This window comes from Microbispora siamensis (assembly GCF_016863095.1).
Lineage (GTDB): Bacteria > Actinomycetota > Actinomycetes > Streptosporangiales > Streptosporangiaceae > Microbispora > Microbispora siamensis.
The window spans coordinates 118,764-134,332 of sequence record NZ_BOOF01000018.1 but is presented as its reverse complement, the minus strand read 5'-3'; the positions used below and the strand labels follow the sequence as shown (position 1 = coordinate 134,332).

Genomic DNA, 15,569 nt, shown 5'->3' with positions numbered 1-15,569 from the left:
GGGTCTTGATGAGGTGCGGCGGATAAGCGGGTTTTGCGAGTCTGGGGCGCATGCAGGCGACCCTGACCGTGACTCCCGCGCAGCTTCCGGACGTGCTGCTGCACGTCGCCGTCGTGCGCCCGGTGTTCCTGTGGGGTGCGCCGGGCATCGGCAAGAGCTCCCTCGTCCGCGCGTTCGCCGACTCCCTCGGCCTCGACTGCGTGACGCTCCTCGGCACGCAGCTCGCTCCGGAGGACCTCATCGGCGTGCCGCAGATCGTCGGGGACCGCAGCCGGTTCGCCCCGCCGGAGACGATCGCGAGGCAGGAGCCCTACTGCCTGTTCCTGGACGAGCTCAACGCCTCCTCCCCGGAGGTCCAGAAGGCGTTCTATTCGCTGATCCTCGACCGGCGCATCGGCACGTACGAGCTGCCTGCGGGGTCGGTGGTGATCAGCGCGGGAAACCGGGCGACCGACAACGCGCTCGCGAGGCCCATGCCGTCCGCGCTGGTCAACCGCATGATCCACATCCATCTGCGGGCCTCGGCCGACGACTGGCTGAGCTGGGCGGCCACGAGCGGCATCCATCCCTGGATCGTCGACTACCTCGTCCAGCGCCCCGACCACCTGCGGAGCGCGCCGCCCAAGACGGAGGAACCGTTCTCCACGCCGCGCGGCTGGCACATGCTGTCCGACGCCATGCACTCCTACGGTGAGGGGCTGGACGACGAGACGCTGGGCATGCTGGCCTACGGCACGCTGACCGCCGCGCACGCCTCGGCCTTCCGCGCGTACGTGAAGACGGTGCGGCACGCGTACGACCTCGACGCCGTGATCAAGGGGGACGCGACCTGCCGCGCCTTGCCGCGGCCCGCGACCTGCTGTACTTCCTGTCCGAGACCTTCCGGGCCCGGCTGGTCAAGGAGCTGCCGCAGTCGAAGGAGCACGCCTCGCCCGCCGGCCGGCAGCTCGCCTTCCGGGCCAAGAACCTGCTCGTCGAGCTGGCGGGGATCTCGCTCGAATGCGCGCAGCTCGTCATCGCGGCGGGCGACGACGGCGCGCCGGTGCTGCCGTCGTGGTTCCTGGTCGAGGTCGGCCGCGACCTGCCGCGCCTGGCCGCGGCCCGGACCTGAGGCGGCGGGGGAGCCGACAAGATCGGCATGGCGCCGGAGCCACGGCCGCAGGTCTTCCCGCCGGAGGACGAACGGACGCTGGCCGGTCTGTGGCGCACGTCCGGGGTGCCCGCCGAGTTCGACGTGCCGGCCTTCCCGGACTTCTTCGCAGGCACGGTCGAGACGGCCAAGGCCCACGACTACGAGGAGGCGTTCGCGCTCGGGGTCGCCGCCGCGGCGGCGACGGCGATCGAGGTGGCCGGAGGCGCGCGCGACTCCGTCCGGAGCGCGGTGAAGAAGCCGTGGGACCACGCGCTCGGCTGGTTCGTGTCGTCCTATCCGCTGCTGGGGGCGCTGGCGGCGGGCATGACGGTCGTGGCGGACGCCGATCTCGCCCGGGGCTGGGACACCATCTCTGCGCAAGCTCGCGACGCTGCGCGGGCGCGGTCGGGGCGACGTGCTCGGGCAGCCGCTGCCGCATTCCGGCGCGCCCGGACGCTACGTGGACCTGGACGAGTACTACCGCAACGCCCTCGTCACCGGCCTCGCCTACCACCACAGTGGGGGCAGGGGCACCCTGCCGGCCGGCCTCGAGCAGGAGATCCGGGCCCTGGACCACCCGCCGCTGCCCTGGGACGCCGCGCTCGCGCGCTGGTTCGAGGAGCACGTCCCAGCCGTCGAACGGCGCAGGTCCTACGCCCGGGCCTCCCGCCGCCAGTCCGCGACGCCGGACATCCCCCGTCCGGGGTGGCTGCGGCCGGAGGAGATGGTGCGCCGGGCCACGTTCGGGGTCGTGCTCGACACGTCGGGATCCATGAACACCCGGCTCCTGGGCAAGGCGCTCGGCGCCATCGCGTCGTACGCGACCGCGCGCGACGTGCCGCGCGCCCGGGTCGTGTTCTGCGACGCCGTCGCCTAAGACGCGGGATACCTGCCGGTGGAGGACGTCGCGAGCAGGGTCCGCGTGCGGGGACACGGCGGGACGATCCTCCAGCCGGGCGTGGACCTGCTGGAGCGGGCCGAGGACTTCCCACGGGACGGGCCGATCCTGGTCATCACCGACGGGCAGTGCGACGTGGTGCGGATCCGCCGCGAGCACGCGTTCCTGATCCCCGAAGGCGCCTTCCTGCCGTTCGCCCCGCGCGGCCCGGTCTTCCGCATGAGGTGACGGGAGCCTCCCGCGCCCGCGCCCGGTCCCGCCGGGGGCGGGCGCAGGTCACGGACGGCAGCGGTCCGGGTCGGCGTGCAGGAAGGCGTTCCGGTCCGTCTTCACGGTCTCGTCGCCTCCCGCCCAGGCCAGCACCTGCCCGCCGCCGAGGCCCGCCAGGTCCGCCGCCGTGAACGGCACCCTGCCCCGCAGGTTCCGGCCGTCCACGAAGCCGTTGACGGTCGCGACATAGGGCACGCCCTCCCGCAGCGCGGTGAGGCTGTCGTCGGTGGACCGCCAGCCCTCGGGCGGCGCCCGGAACGCCCGGACGTCCCGCACCGCCGCGCCGGTGCCGCCGTTGTGCACGCTCCAGGTGACCGTGTCGCCGCCCTCGGTGTCCTCCAGGACCGAGAAGTCCCGGGCGGCGTAGCCGGGGCAGTCGGCGAGCAGCAACCTGACGCCGCCGTCCTCGGCGCGTTCGACACCGAGGAGGCCCTTGGGCGCGGGCGTGCCGTCGCACGCCGCGGCGAAGAAGGCCAGGGCGGTCAGCGCGACCGCCGCATGCCCGAGCCCCGGCCTTCTTCCGCGCATCATCGTGGTCCTCTCTATCTGATTTCTAGTTCACCGGGCCCCAGTGGAGGGGTTGCCATTCGACGTAGCCGCCCCACCAGAGGTTGGCCCCGACCTCGAACTCGTTGGCGGCCACCTTGCTGCCGGTGGTCCGCTGCGAGTACATGGTGGCACCGGCGTAGGCCGCGATGAACTGGGTGGCGTCCCTGAAGCGCGCCCACTGCTCGGAGTGCACGGCCTCGTGCTTTTCGAGATTGGGGCCGTACTTGTCCGCCGTCTCCCGCCCGGCGACCCGCGCGATGTCGTCCCTGGTCTGCTTCTCGTCCCGCAGCCGGCTCTCGAACTCCTTCTTGGAGTGCGGGTAGAAGTGGACGTCGCCGACCGTCATCGGCTGGTCGCCGCCCGGAGAGCCGCCGTAGCAGACGTACTGCAGGGCCCGCTTTTCACACCCCTCGCTGGCGAAGATCTCGTACGTCAGCGCCAGCGCGTTCGCTCCGTTGAAATTGTTGTTCCAGTGGAAGGGGTGGATGAGCAGCGCCTTGAACAGGTTGACGCCGTTGTCGCGGTGGACCGGCTTGCAGTAGCAGCCGCCCGCCGGAGGCTTGGGCGACGGGCCGGGGGACGGCCTCGGCGTCGGGGAGCTCTTCTTCTTCCTCCGATTCTCGGCGCCCTTGGCGGGGTCGACCTTGCCCGTCTTGGGGTCGTACCCGACCTTCCCCTGCTCCTCCTTCGAGCAGTACTTCAGGTCGTACTGGCAGGAGTTGGGCCGCGAGCCGATCTCCTCGCCCGTCGGGTCGCTGAACGTGACGGGGTTGTTGTTGCCGTAGGAGTACCCGTTGAGCGACTGGGCCTGGTCGGTGGACAGCACCGGGTCCACGCTCAGGAACCTGCCGGCGACCGGGTCGTACATGCGGGCTCCGACGTAGGTGAGCCCTGTCGCGGCGTCGGCGGGCTTGCCGAGGAACCCCTTGTCGTCGGGCCAGGCGCCGCCGACCGTGTCCCCGCGCGGCGCGCCGAACGGGGTCGTGAAGCGCTTGCTGATCGCCTGACCGGCCGCGTCGACCGACAGCGAGGAGGTGCCGTGCTGGTCGCCTGCGAGGAAGGAGACCGCGTTCTTCCCGGCCTGCGTCGTGCGCACCGCGATCACCTGCGTGTCCGCGGCGTAGAAGCGGCTGGCCCAGGTCGTGACGGTGCTCCCGGTCTTCTTCGAGTGGATCTCGGTGGCGCCGAGGTAGAGCACGCTCTCCCCGTCGCCGACCGCCCGGCGGATCAGCAGCGCACCGTCGGCGTCGTACAGGTAGGCGGTCTTCTGCGCGCCCTGGGTGAGGGTCGCGATGCGGCCCTGCGCGTCCCAGGTCAGCACCTGGCCGTTGCGCCCGGTCGTGTTGCCGGACTTGTCGTAGGAGTAGGTGGCGGTCGCGCCCGTGCAGGAACCCGTGACGACCGCGGTCAGGGCGTGCCGCTTTGCGGTGTCGCCGTAGCAGTACGCCGAGGTGGTGGCGGTGGAGCCGGTGTACTTCGTCTCCGTCGCCCGCAGCCCCGAGGTGTTGTAGGTGTAGGCCGTCCGGTACGGCGCCGCGCCGCCCAGCGTCTTGCCGGTGCAGTCGTCGGTCGCCGGCGTCCACGCCTCGGTCAGCCGCCGCTGCCCGTCGTAGGCGAAGCACTGGATGTCGCTCTGTCCCGCGCCGTCCTGGGTGGGGGTGTCGGCGATCTCGGTGACGTTGCCCGCGTCGTCGTAGCGGTAGGTCAGGTCCTGCGGCTTGACCGGCGTGGACTGGGTGGTGACGAAGGACCGCTTCAGCCGGTCGGTCCCCTCCTCGTAGCTGTTGTTGAGGAAGGTCTTCTTGGCCTCCGTGGCCCCCGACAGGCCGAGGGTGAACTGCAGGGGCTGGCCGAGCGCGTTGTAGTCGGCCTTCTGCAGGTAGTCGGTGGTGCCGGTCACCCCGGCCACCTGCCCGGTCGGCGTGTAGGTCAGACTGATCTTCTCCTCGGCCAGGCCGCCGGCCGCAGGCTCGGTGGAGCTCTTCAGCGTGCCGTCGAGGTTGTAGTCGCTGCCGTAGATGTAGCTGGTCTTCGCCGCCCCGGAAAGGACCATCGGGTCGTTCGGGTCGATGTCGATCTCGGTGCTGGTGGCGCGGTACTGGCCGTCGTACGCGAGGACCTTCTTCGTGTACGCCTTGCCGGAGACGCCGCCGTCGTAGCTGGTGGACGAGGAGAGCCGGCCCTTGGCCACGGTGTCGTAGGTCCAGGCGGCCAGCTTGTTCGCGTCGGTCCGCGACCCCGACCACAGCCCGGTCTTTCGGCCGAGCTCGTCGTAGCCGTACAGCAGGACCGTGCCGTTCGCGCCGGTGACCGTGTCGGTCTGGTCGAGCGCGGTGTAGCGGACGGTGCTCGCGCCCTTGTCCGGGTCGCTGATGCCGGTCTGCCGCGCGAACAGGTCGTAGGTGTAGGACCACTTCGCGCCGTCGGGACCGGTGACGGTGAGCTCCTTGCCGTCGGGCCGGTAGGCGAAGGACGTGGAGGTGTACCCGCTGGAGGACAGCGCGCCGTACTGGGTGTCGGCGGGGGAGGGCGAGTTGTACTCGCGCCGCTCGACGGTGCGGTCGAGCGCGTCGGTGATGGTCCGGACGGCCGTGCCGCCGGTCAGCGCGCTGACGGCGGTGGAGTCACCGGTGTAGGTCGTGGTGGTCGTCCACTTCTCCACGCCGTACGACAGGAACGTGCTGCGGATCTGCCGTCCGGCACCGTCGAAGACGATGTTCGTCTGCTTGGGCGCCTCGCCGTACTCCTCCCGGGTGTAGGTGGCGTTCGGCGTCTGCTTGGAGTCGAAGATATCGGCGTAGGTCTCGTAGGCCAGGCCGCGCGAGTCGTAGCGGGTGTCGGTCAGGAGCCGCCCGCCGTTCGGGGTGGGCTTCTGCGTCTGCATCGGCCGCAGCAGCGAGTCGAAGATCTCGTACGACCAGCTGGCCGTGGTGGACGACTTGACGGTCGAGGTGCCGATGGCGGGCGCCTTGCCCCGCTCGTACACGTAGGAGTAGGCGTAGGTGGGGGTCTGCCCGCCGTCCTTGCTCCGGTCCGGCAGCCACACGCCGGTCAGCCTGCCGAGCGCGTCGTAGGTCTGCTCGGTCTTTCCGTTGTTGGGGTCGTAGGTGCGCACCGGAAGGCCGCGCGTCCCGTCGAGGAACGTCGTCACCTTCTGCTGCTTGGCGTTGGTCTCCACCTTCTTGGTGAGCACCCCGGCGCCGGTCGGCGTGTAGGCCGTGGTGGCGGGGTTGCCGCCCGCGTCGGTCACGGTCAGCGGCCTGCCCAGCGTGTCGTAGGTGGTCGACTCGGTGCGCTGCCAGCCGGTCGGCGGGCGGTCGTCGCCGGTGACGGCCGAGGGGTAGCCGGTGGCCCGTCCCGTCCAGGTGGCGTCGCCCTTCACCGGCTTCTGGCTCGCCGACCAGCCGGTCGCGGCGGTGTTGTCGTACACGGTGGCCGTGTCGGACAGCACGTCGCCCGAGGTGTCGGAGTTCGCGGGCAGCGACAGGTCGGCCTCCTTCACCGAGCAGGCGCGGCCGACCACGCGGGTGCGGGAGACGAGCGAGTTCAGGCCCTTGGCGTCGTCACGGGCATACCAGGTGCGGGTGCAGGTCTCGTCGCCGCTCTTGGCGGTGTCGCCCGTGCTGTCCTGCCTGACCGCCATGCCGTACGAGTCGTACGTCGTGGAGGTGGTGACGGTGCGCCAGGTCTTGGGGACGGTCAGATAGGTGTGCTCCGAGGTCTTGCCCATGCGCACGTAGTAGGCCTCGGTGTCGGCGTACGACTTGTGCTGGGTGGCGGTCTTCGCCGACCACGGCTCGTTGACCGTCACGTCGACCGGGTCGGCCCCGTCGTAGGTGACCTCCTCGCGGGTGAAACCGGCGTACTGCTCGGAGTCGGTGAGGTCGGGCACGTCGAGACCGGCGACGTCGAGGCCCGGCACGGTGGCGGCGCGCTGCCTGTCGGGATCGACGGTCCTCGGGTCGGCCGACTTGAGCAGCCGGTCGCCGTTCATGCCCTGCAGGTACACCTCGACCGACGTGGTGCGGGTGCCGTCGGCGTCGCCGACGTACGTCGTGACCTTCTGGTAGCCGCGCCACAGCGACCAGGTGCGCTCGTCGGCCGGGGTGAACGGGCTGTCGTTGTAGCGCCAGCCGGGCGTGGCGTACTCGTAGGCGTACTCGACGAGCGGATTGTGCCCGGCGGGGTCGGCGATGTTCACCGCGAGCACGCGGTATTTGTTGAACCAGTCGATGGAGGCGTCGGTGGCGCCGTTGATGTGCCAGAACTGCGGATAGCAGGACAGCGCGTTGTCGTCCTCGGCCTTCGGCATCTTCGAGCCGCGCACGCACTCGGGCTCGTTGTAGCTGACCGTGGTGATCGCGCCGGTCTCCGAGGTGACCGTCTCGACGCGCGGCCTGGTCAGCGGCAGGATGTTGCCGCCTCCCGGCTGGGTGCCGCCGGCCACGCGGTTGGGCCGCATGGCGTAGGTGAACGAGACGGGGTCGAGCGTCAGCGGCGTGTCGCCGGCCGAGCCCGTCCGCACGATCGACATCAGCGACAGCGTCTGGTCGGCGGAGCTGCCGATGTCGCCGCCGTCCAGGTACTTCTGCGTGAACGCCCACGAGTCGACCGGCTTGTACGCGGTGCCGGACAGGACACTCGTCTCGATCTTCACCAGCCGCTTGCGGCTGAAGAAGGCCGGGCTCTCGGCGTGGCAGTCGTCCTTGTCGGCGTCCTTCTTGCAGATGGCGTCGAAGGGGACGTCGGGCCAGTTCTCCGCGGTGTCCTTGGTGAGGCTGCCGCAGTCGGAGGCCGTGCAGCGCTCGGCGTAGGAGAAGGCGACCTGGTAGGGCGCGTCCACGGTGAACAGCGTGTCGGACCGCTGCCCGTAGAGGATCTTGTCGAGGTAGCCGCCGCGGACGTAGGAGGTGGTCGCGGTCGCCGACTTGTTCTTCCGGTAGTAGTTGGTCTCCGCCGTGTACCAGTACGTCATGGCGTTGCCGTGGGTGTCCTCGGCGTAGTCGAGGTTCCACCGCCACGCCTGGGTGACGGAGCGGTCGGCGAAGGCGTCGCCCTTGTCGTAGCCGGGCTCGCCGGAGTCGTCGCCGTACACCGGGACCGTGAACACCGAGTTGGTCCGCTGGCTGCCCGCGCCGCTCAGCTTGTTCAGGCCGAAGACGTACCTGGTGCCGTCGCCGGTGATGACGGTCCAGTACTCGCCGTCGTCGTCGCCGTTGTCGGCGCCGGTGGAGTGGACGACGGTGGAGGCGTCGTCGTTCTTCAGCCGCCACTTGCCGCTGGTGTCGTCCTTGACGAGCTCGGTGGCCTTGCCGTTGAGGACGAGCGAGGCGTTGTCGTACTTCCAGCACAGGTCGTACTGCTTGTCGTGGCCGTCCTCGCGGCAGGTGCCGAACTGGCGGTCGATGTAGGAGGTGGCGGCGGTGTCGAAGCCCTCGCCGATCGAGGTGCCCTGGTTGTTGGTGGTGGAGGTGCGCCCGTCCACGCTGCCCGAGTCGTACGACAGGTCGAGCGCGGGCGCCGGCCCCGCCGCCGGCTCCACCGGGGCGATCGGGTAGGACCAGGTGAAGGAGCCGGAGTTGCCGCCCGCCTCCCAGGTAGACGACGAGGAGAGCGGGGTGGCCGCGTAGTTGCCGCTGCCGTCCGCCGCCTCGCCGCCCTCACCGGGGGTGTCGGCGGTCACGGCCAGCACGGCCGGGGCGGCGTCGAACGCGACCTGCGCCGAGAGGGTCTGGGCCACGGCCTCGTTGTCGGTGTCCAGCGGGGTCCGCGTGCGGCACTCCTCCCGCTCCGGGGTGGTCGCGGCGCAGGCGGGCAGCCGCACGAGGCGCAGCCGGCCGCTCCACCCGCCTCCGTACGCCGAGGCGAAGGCGGCGTAGCCGACGCTCAGCGTCGCGGTGCCCGGGGCCTGCGCCGACGCGGTCAGCAGCACCCCGTCCACCCCGGCCGCCTCGGCGGCGGCGCGGTCGAGCACCCGCACGCGGGCCGTCCGCGAACCGGCGGCCTGCGTGTCCGGTGTTCGTGAATTCGACGCTTGCGCGTCCGACGCTTGCGCGTCCGACGCTTGCGCGTCCGGGGCTTGTGTGTCCGGGGCCTGCGGGGAGGCGGACGTGCCGGGTGCCGGGGCGGCGGCCTTCAGGCTCACCGGGAGCCCGCCCACGCTGACGCTCCGGTCGCCGCCGATCGGCACGTCGGCCTCGCCGGCCTCCGGCCACCGCGCGGCCTCGCGCTCCTTCGCGGCCCGGTCGGCGGCGGCGTCGTTGCGCGCCCTGGACGCCGCGACCCGCTCCCTGGCCTCCTTCGCCCCACTCGCGTCCATGGCCCTGACCTTGCTGGACCGTTGTTTCTGCACGGGAGGGGCGCCGGGTGGGCCCTGTGCTGTAGAGACAGTGGCGGCCGAGGCCGCCGTCACCCCGACGGGTAACGAGACCACCACCGCCAACGCGGCCACCAGGGCAGCACGAATTCCGGGCCGACGCATGACCCAACCTCCTCGAGAGGACAAGAGAGAACCCGCGGATCAACCGGGGGAGATGCGGGAGGTGCGGGGACCGGCGAGCCGGTCCCCGCACCGCCGTCAGTCGCCGATGACGGCGTCCATCTGGTCGGAATCGGCCATGGCGCCCGCCCACAGCCGCAGATCGGTGATCCTCGCGGGGAGGAAGTGACCCCAGGACGTCGCGCTGAAGCCCTTGCCGGCCGCGAAGTCGCCCGACCCGGGCACGGCGGTGTAGGCCATGTCGAGGTCGTTCTGCTCGTGGCCGACGTAGAGCCGCACCACCCGCCCGTTCGCCGCCAGGGCGTCGTACACGCCGGTCAGGCGGACCGGGCTGTCCAGACTGGCCGAGGTGTCGGAGCTCACCCAAGTCTTCGTGCCGTCCTTGTTGACCCGGCCGAAGCGCCAGAAGCCGACCGGGACGCTGATCTCGTTCCCGTCGTCGTCGAGCTGCGTCTCCTTGCCGGTCAGCTCAAACCACAGGCCCCACGACGAGCCGTCGGCCGTACGCTGCCCGGCCACCTGGCCGACGGTCCCGATCGGCTTCGCGAGGACCTTGTCGCGGTCGAGCTCGACCTTCACGGTCACCGTGAACGAGCCGGTGTCGTCCACGACCGGGCCCGCGGTGGTGGCCGCGTCGTCCACGCCGTCCAGCACCAGGCCCTCGCCGTCCAGCGACGCCCCGCCGGCCAGCGCCAGCGCCCGGCCGTAGCCCGACAGCGAGTCGGGCAGCTGCGCCCCGGCGGCGCCCGCCGGGTCCCAGTCGGCCACCAGCTCCACATCGTTGCGCCCGGACGCCGGGGACTCCGACCGCGCCTCCGTCGCGACCTCCTCCGGGGTCAGGACCCGCTGCCAGGCGGCGACCTCGTCGATCGAGCCGGGGAAGTAGAACTGGAAGACGTTGGCCCACTTGTAGCGGCCGATCTCGAACGGTCCCGTGGCCGACCACATGCCGGGCACGGTGGCGGTGCCCTGCGGCACGCCGTTGACGTAGAAGCTCAGCTTCTGCGTCGCCGGGTCGTAGGTGCCGGCCAGGTGGGTCCAGACGTTCGCCCTGGACGTGCCGTTCTTGCCGCAGACGCCGTAGTAGGCCTTGCCCGTCGCCTCGTCCTTCTCCTTGACCCCGAAGCAGAAGGCGCCGTAGTCCTTCTCGTGCCAGAGCAGGAAGGGGCTGTAGCCGCCAGAGCCGTCCTGCGACAGCACGATGCCGTCGTCGCTCACCTTGTCGAGCCGCACCCAGGTCGCGACCGTGTAGGCCGACCGGGTCTCCAGCACGGGCCCGGACGTCGCCGCGTACGCCGTCGTGCCGTTCAGGCCCAGCCCCTTGTCGACCTTCGGGGTGGTCAGCGCCGTGCCCGCGTCGTCGTACCAGACCTCGCCGCGGCGTCCCCGGGCGTCCCGTACGGCGCCGCCGGACAGCGTGGCGTCGTGGTGTCCGGTGCCCCGGTCGACGGCGACGCCGGAGTCCTCGTCGAAGTGCCACCTGCCGACCGGGCCCGCGCCCGCGGCGACGAGGAAGTCGACGACCGTGGTCGCGCCGTACCTGCCGACGTTGTCCTTGGCCCGGACGTACAGGCTGTACGTCCCGGCGGCCGGTGGGGTGATCACGGCCTTGGCCGTGGCGCCCGCGACGTCGGACGACCAGGTCGAGCTGGTGGACGCGCGGTACTGGTAGGCGACGTTGTTGGTGTCACCGGAGGCCGGGCCGAAGGTGACGGTGGTGCTCTGCCCCGGCCCGCCGGCCGGCGTGCAGCTCGTGGTGGTGCAGGCGGTGTACGGCGCGCCGAGCGTGACCACCGGCGCCTTCGGCGCGGTCGGGTCGACCTTGAAGTAGCACCAGCCCGCGCTCAGGTAGCTGCTGGTCCCGGCCAGCCACTTGGTGTAGTTGCTGTAGTACGAGCGCGTCCACGAGTCGTAGCGGTAGAGCACCCCTTCCGACAGCGTCGGCGCGTCGGCGGTCACCTTCACGTTGTCGCCCACGTGCCCGGTCGTCGGCCGCTCGATGGTGGAGAAGGCCTGCGTCCAGGTCCCGTCGGCGTTCTTCTTCTGCACGTAGAACGCCCCGCGCAGCATCGCGCCGGACTCGCCGCCCGCGAGGGTCTGCGGGATGGTCGCCATGGTGGGCGTGGGGTCGGAGACGACCGCGGGCGCCGACTCCTTGGTCTCGCAGACCGTGCCCGAGCCGGTGACCAGGCCGACGCCGGTCGGCACCCCCGGCATTCCGACGTAGTCGACGACGAGCACCGCGTCGTTCCTGAACCGCTTCCAGGCGGAGGTGTCGCCCTCGTCGTGCGCCCGCAGCTCCAGTGTGAGCTTGGAGAACTTGCCCGCCGCGAAGTCCTTCACGGTCGGGGTCAGGTTCTCGTTCGTCTCCTCGGGGTTGTCCTTGAACTCGATCGGCGCGGTCGGCTCGTCGGGATCGCACGCCGAGCCGCGGCCCGCCGACACGTTGCGGTCCACCATCCAGTCGAGCTCCTTCGGCCGGCCCGACCAGGTGGTGGACGACGTGAAGTTGTTCGTACGGACGAGGTCGACCCACCGGGGGTCGCACTGGAACGCCCAGGGCTCGGTGATGCGGAACGCCGCGCTCAGCACCTGCTTGCCCTTGAGGCTGGCGGGGGAGAACTGGAAGTACAGCCGCTGGGTGTATCCGGGCCCGCAGTAGTAGCCGTTCCAGGTGCCGCAGTGGCCGACGCCCTCACCCTGGTTGTTGCTGCCGTTGCCCCAGTTGTACGACTTGTAGCCGTCCGAGCGCAGCAGTGTCCTGTCGGTCTCGCCCCAGGTGACGGTCGGGTCGATGTAGACGGGGTAGGCCGACTCGTCCTTCTGCTTCAGCAGGCCGGCGTCGGGGACGAGTGTGAGCGTGTCCTTGCCGACCTCGATCGGCAGTTCGGCGTGCCCCGCCCCGGGGGCGGGACCGTCCGCGGCCTGCCCCTCGTCCGAAGGGGCGTTCGTCTCCGGCGCCGCCTGCGGGGTCGTCTGCGGTGTTGTCTGCGGTGTCGCCGGTTCCCCGGCGGTGGGAGCGCCCTGGGGAGTGCCGCCCTTGGCCGCCGGGGCCGAGGCGGACGGGGTCGCGGAGGCGTCCTCCGCCGTGGCCTGCCCGGCGGCGGGGTTCCCGGTGGAGTCCCACATCGCGGCCGGAGGCGAGGTGAAGACCTCGGTGGCGTTGCCGTCAGTGGCGGACATGCCGCCGTCCGCGGTCTCCTCCACCTTGAGCCCGGACGACTTGACGGCGTACCGGATCCGGGCGAGCGCGGGGTTCTCCGCGGCCTGCGGAGTCTTGACGATCAGGACCTGACGGAAGCCCTCGGTCGTCGCCGTCATCCTGAGGTCCACGTCCGGCAGGACGTTCGGGTACGTGGCGTTCCGACCGTCGAGCACCGGCGCGGGCAGGGTTCCCGGCCAGCCCAGCCCGAGGGTCCGGCCGTCCCTGGTCATCGTGACGAGGTTCCCGCCGTCACCGCCTCCGGAGAAGGAGATGCCCACGGCGGCGGCGGCCGGCCCCACGCTTCCGTCGGCGCGCCGCTGCAGCGTCGCGTCGGGTGACACCCACGCCCCGTCCGCTCCCTTGACCCGGACGGGGGTGGTCGACTGCTCCAGCCGGAACGACTCGCCGTCCGGATTGGCATAGGTGGTGGTGAACTCGGTCCGGGCCTCGGTCACCTCGACCGGTTCCCGGATCTCGGCAGCGCGCTTGAGCGCCTGCTGCCAGCCGCTGAGCCGGCCCGCGTCGGACCCCGTCCGACTTTCCTGTGCCGCCATCGCGGCCGGGGGTGCCCCGGTTCCCACCAGTACACCCGCCACGACCACGGCAGTGAGCGAACGCCAACTCCGCAGTCCGGGAAACCTAAACATGGGTTATCTCCCGTACGAAATCCGCAAGATCGCACACATTAAACGTTTACCGTCACCCCCTGTCAATGAATTCTTTTCGCCCACGAAGGCATGCGAGTCATGTTGCTGACATAAAGCGAAAATAAGTGATATTAGGGCGGTAAGTCAGACAAATTGACATTGTGGTGCACAGGGCGTACGTCGGCGTGCCAGACCTCCGCCGTCGATGTCATTGCACGAAGACCGCGCTCTCACGCTGAGTGACCGATGGCGTTCCTTCTCGGATCGCGGTGAAGCCGCCGTCCGCCGCGCCCACGGCTGCCGGACCGGGTTGTCCTGTCACCCGAATCCCGTGGTACGTTCCTGATCGTAAGGTGCGGCGCTCGTTCACGAGCGTGTCGGGACATCCGGCCGGCACGACAGCCTCGGCAAAGGCTGTCTGGATCTCTCAGCGGAGAGTTCGCCCTGCCATGTCCTCATCCTTGTCTCCACGTGCTTGTCTCCCCGCGCGTGGGCAGTCTTCCTGCTCGTGGTCGCCGCCACCGTCGTGCGAGACCTCGGCGCCTCCTGGTCGCCGGCTCCCCGGCTCGTCGCGAGCGACAACCGCGGCGTGCGCGATGAGCATCCCGTTGCCCGCTCGCCGGGGAACGCTCACGCACTGAGCCTTCCACGCCTCCGCCGCAAGGCACTCGCATCCACAGCCGTACCGATCACCGGAGTATTTCCATGATTCTCGTCACCGGAGGCCGCGGCGCGGTCGCCACCCACCTGCTGACCCTGCTGCTTCAGGCCGGTCGCCCCGTACGCGTGGCCTCCAGCGACCCCGCACAGCTGCGGGTCCCCGACGGCGTCACGGCCGTCACCTGCGACCTCCGCGATCCCGCCACCTTCCCGGCCGCTCTCGCCGGCGTCACCGAGGTCTTCCTGTACGCCGAGGCCTCGCACATCGCCGACTTCGTCGACGCCGCCGTCACGGCCGGGGTCGAGCACGTCGTCCTGCTGTCCTCCGCGAGCGTGCTGGATCCCGGCGCGGCCGGCAACCCGCTGGCCAAGTCCCATCTCGACGTCGAGACCGCACTGCTCGCCGCACCGCTCACCACCACGATCCTGCGCCCCGGCTCCTTCGCCGGCAACGCGGGCGCCTGGGCCTGGCCCATCAAGGCCGGGCGCCCGGTGAGCCTGCCCTACCCGGGCTCCCACACCGACCCCATCCACGAACGGGACCTCGCCGAAGTGGCCTTCACCGTGCTCACCGACCCACGCCACCAGGGCCGGCGCCTCCACCTGACCGGCCCGGAGAGCCTCACGTTCAGCGAACAGATCGAGCAGCTCGCCGAGATCATCGACCGGCCGGTCACCGTCGACCACGTCACTCCCGAGGAATGGAAACAGGAGATGGCCGATTACCTCCCCGGTCCTTATGCGGACGCCCTGCTCGACTACTGGGAGGCCAACGACGGCCGCCCCGTGCCCTTGACCGGCACCGTCGAACAGGTCACCGGCCACGCTCCCCGCACCTTCGCCACGTGGGCCCGCGACCACGTCGCGGACTTCGCCGACTAGCACCTCCGTAGCGGCCCGCCGGGGCGGGGCGGTCGCCGGCGCGCCGCACCTCCCCGGTACGGGGGAGCACGTGAAGAGCCGCCGCGGGGCGTGTGAGACGATGATCGGCCCCGGGCGGTGGCACCGGGGAGCACGGTGACGGGACGCCGACGGAGGGGCTTCACGGTATGGCTGTCATCCATCGCACCACGCTGACGCCCAGCAAGCTGGAGCTGCTCACCACGTGGCTGCCCGCTCAGCCCTGGTACGAAGGCGGGGGACGCCCGGAGCTGACGAAGGCCGGGGGCTTCCGGCTCGACGACCCGCGAGGCGAGGTCGGCATCGAGTTCATGGTGGTCACCGACGTCTCCGGCGAAGCTCCGGTCTTCTACCAGGTGCCGTTCACCTACCGGAGCGCGCCGCTGGAGGGGGCTGATCACGCCCTCATCGGGACGGCGGAGCACGGCGTCCTGGGACAGCGGTGGATCTACGACGGCACCCACGACCCGGTCCTCGTCGCACAACTCCACGCCCTGTTCCAGGGCGACGCCGAGGCGCAGGATCAGAACGTGAGCCACACCCCCGACCCTTCGGTCACCAGGAGCTTCGCGGGAGCCGCCGGGTCGGGCCCGATCCGGCTGACGGCCGTGACCGACGCGCCGCACGCCACCGACATCGTCGTGGACCGCGACGGGGGCGGACGGCTGACCATGCGGGTGACCCGTGTTCTGCGGCCCGGCGAAGCCGGCGTCGCCGACGCCCTGGGTCACGTGACGGCCGGTTGGCGGCTGCCGGACGGGGCCGAGGTCCGCGGCGTGTTCGCCGTCGTCACGGACACGTCCCGCTGA

The 15,569-nt window shown here is 71.0% G+C and carries 7 protein-coding genes and 1 pseudogene; 5 read left to right on the top strand and 3 right to left on the bottom strand.

Annotated features, from left to right (window positions below; translation table 11 throughout):
• Positions 1-50: 50 nt before the first annotated feature.
• From Msi02_RS17770 to Msi02_RS17760, 3 genes and pseudogenes are all read left to right on the top strand, one after another.
• Positions 51-1,111: pseudogene (locus Msi02_RS17770) on the top strand (AAA family ATPase).
• A 436-nt stretch (positions 1,112-1,547) separates the two neighbouring features.
• Positions 1,548-2,009: a hypothetical protein gene (locus Msi02_RS17765; RefSeq protein WP_204049380.1), complete on the top strand. Its 462-nt coding sequence runs from the start codon at positions 1,548-1,550 to the stop codon at positions 2,007-2,009.
• 18 nt (positions 2,010-2,027) lie between these two features.
• On the top strand, positions 2,028-2,258 hold the full coding sequence (locus Msi02_RS17760; protein ID WP_204049379.1) for a hypothetical protein: 231 nt from the start codon (positions 2,028-2,030) through the stop codon (positions 2,256-2,258).
• A gap of 48 nt (positions 2,259-2,306) precedes the next feature.
• Here Msi02_RS17760 and Msi02_RS17755 read toward each other — a convergent pair whose 3' ends face one another.
• The 3 genes from Msi02_RS17755 to Msi02_RS17745 all read right to left on the bottom strand — a co-directional run bounded on the left by Msi02_RS17755 (position 2,307) and on the right by Msi02_RS17745 (position 13,134).
• Entirely contained in the window at positions 2,307-2,831 is a 525-nt protein-coding gene (locus Msi02_RS17755) for a hypothetical protein (RefSeq protein WP_204049378.1), read from the bottom strand.
• A gap of 22 nt (positions 2,832-2,853) precedes the next feature.
• Complete coding sequence (locus Msi02_RS17750; RefSeq protein WP_204049377.1) at positions 2,854-9,168, bottom strand: RHS repeat-associated core domain-containing protein; 6,315 nt, start codon at positions 9,166-9,168, stop codon at positions 2,854-2,856.
• A 258-nt stretch (positions 9,169-9,426) separates the two neighbouring features.
• Entirely contained in the window at positions 9,427-13,134 is a 3,708-nt protein-coding gene (locus Msi02_RS17745; RefSeq protein WP_204049376.1) for a laminin G domain-containing protein, read from the bottom strand.
• 771 nt (positions 13,135-13,905) lie between these two features.
• Between Msi02_RS17745 and Msi02_RS17740 the strand changes: the two genes are divergently transcribed.
• Positions 13,906-14,742: an SDR family oxidoreductase gene (locus tag Msi02_RS17740; RefSeq protein ID WP_204049375.1), complete on the top strand. Its 837-nt coding sequence runs from the start codon at positions 13,906-13,908 to the stop codon at positions 14,740-14,742.
• Positions 14,743-14,909: 167 nt separating this feature from the next.
• Positions 14,910-15,569: a maltokinase N-terminal cap-like domain-containing protein gene (locus tag Msi02_RS17735; protein WP_204049374.1), complete on the top strand. Its 660-nt coding sequence runs from the start codon at positions 14,910-14,912 to the stop codon at positions 15,567-15,569.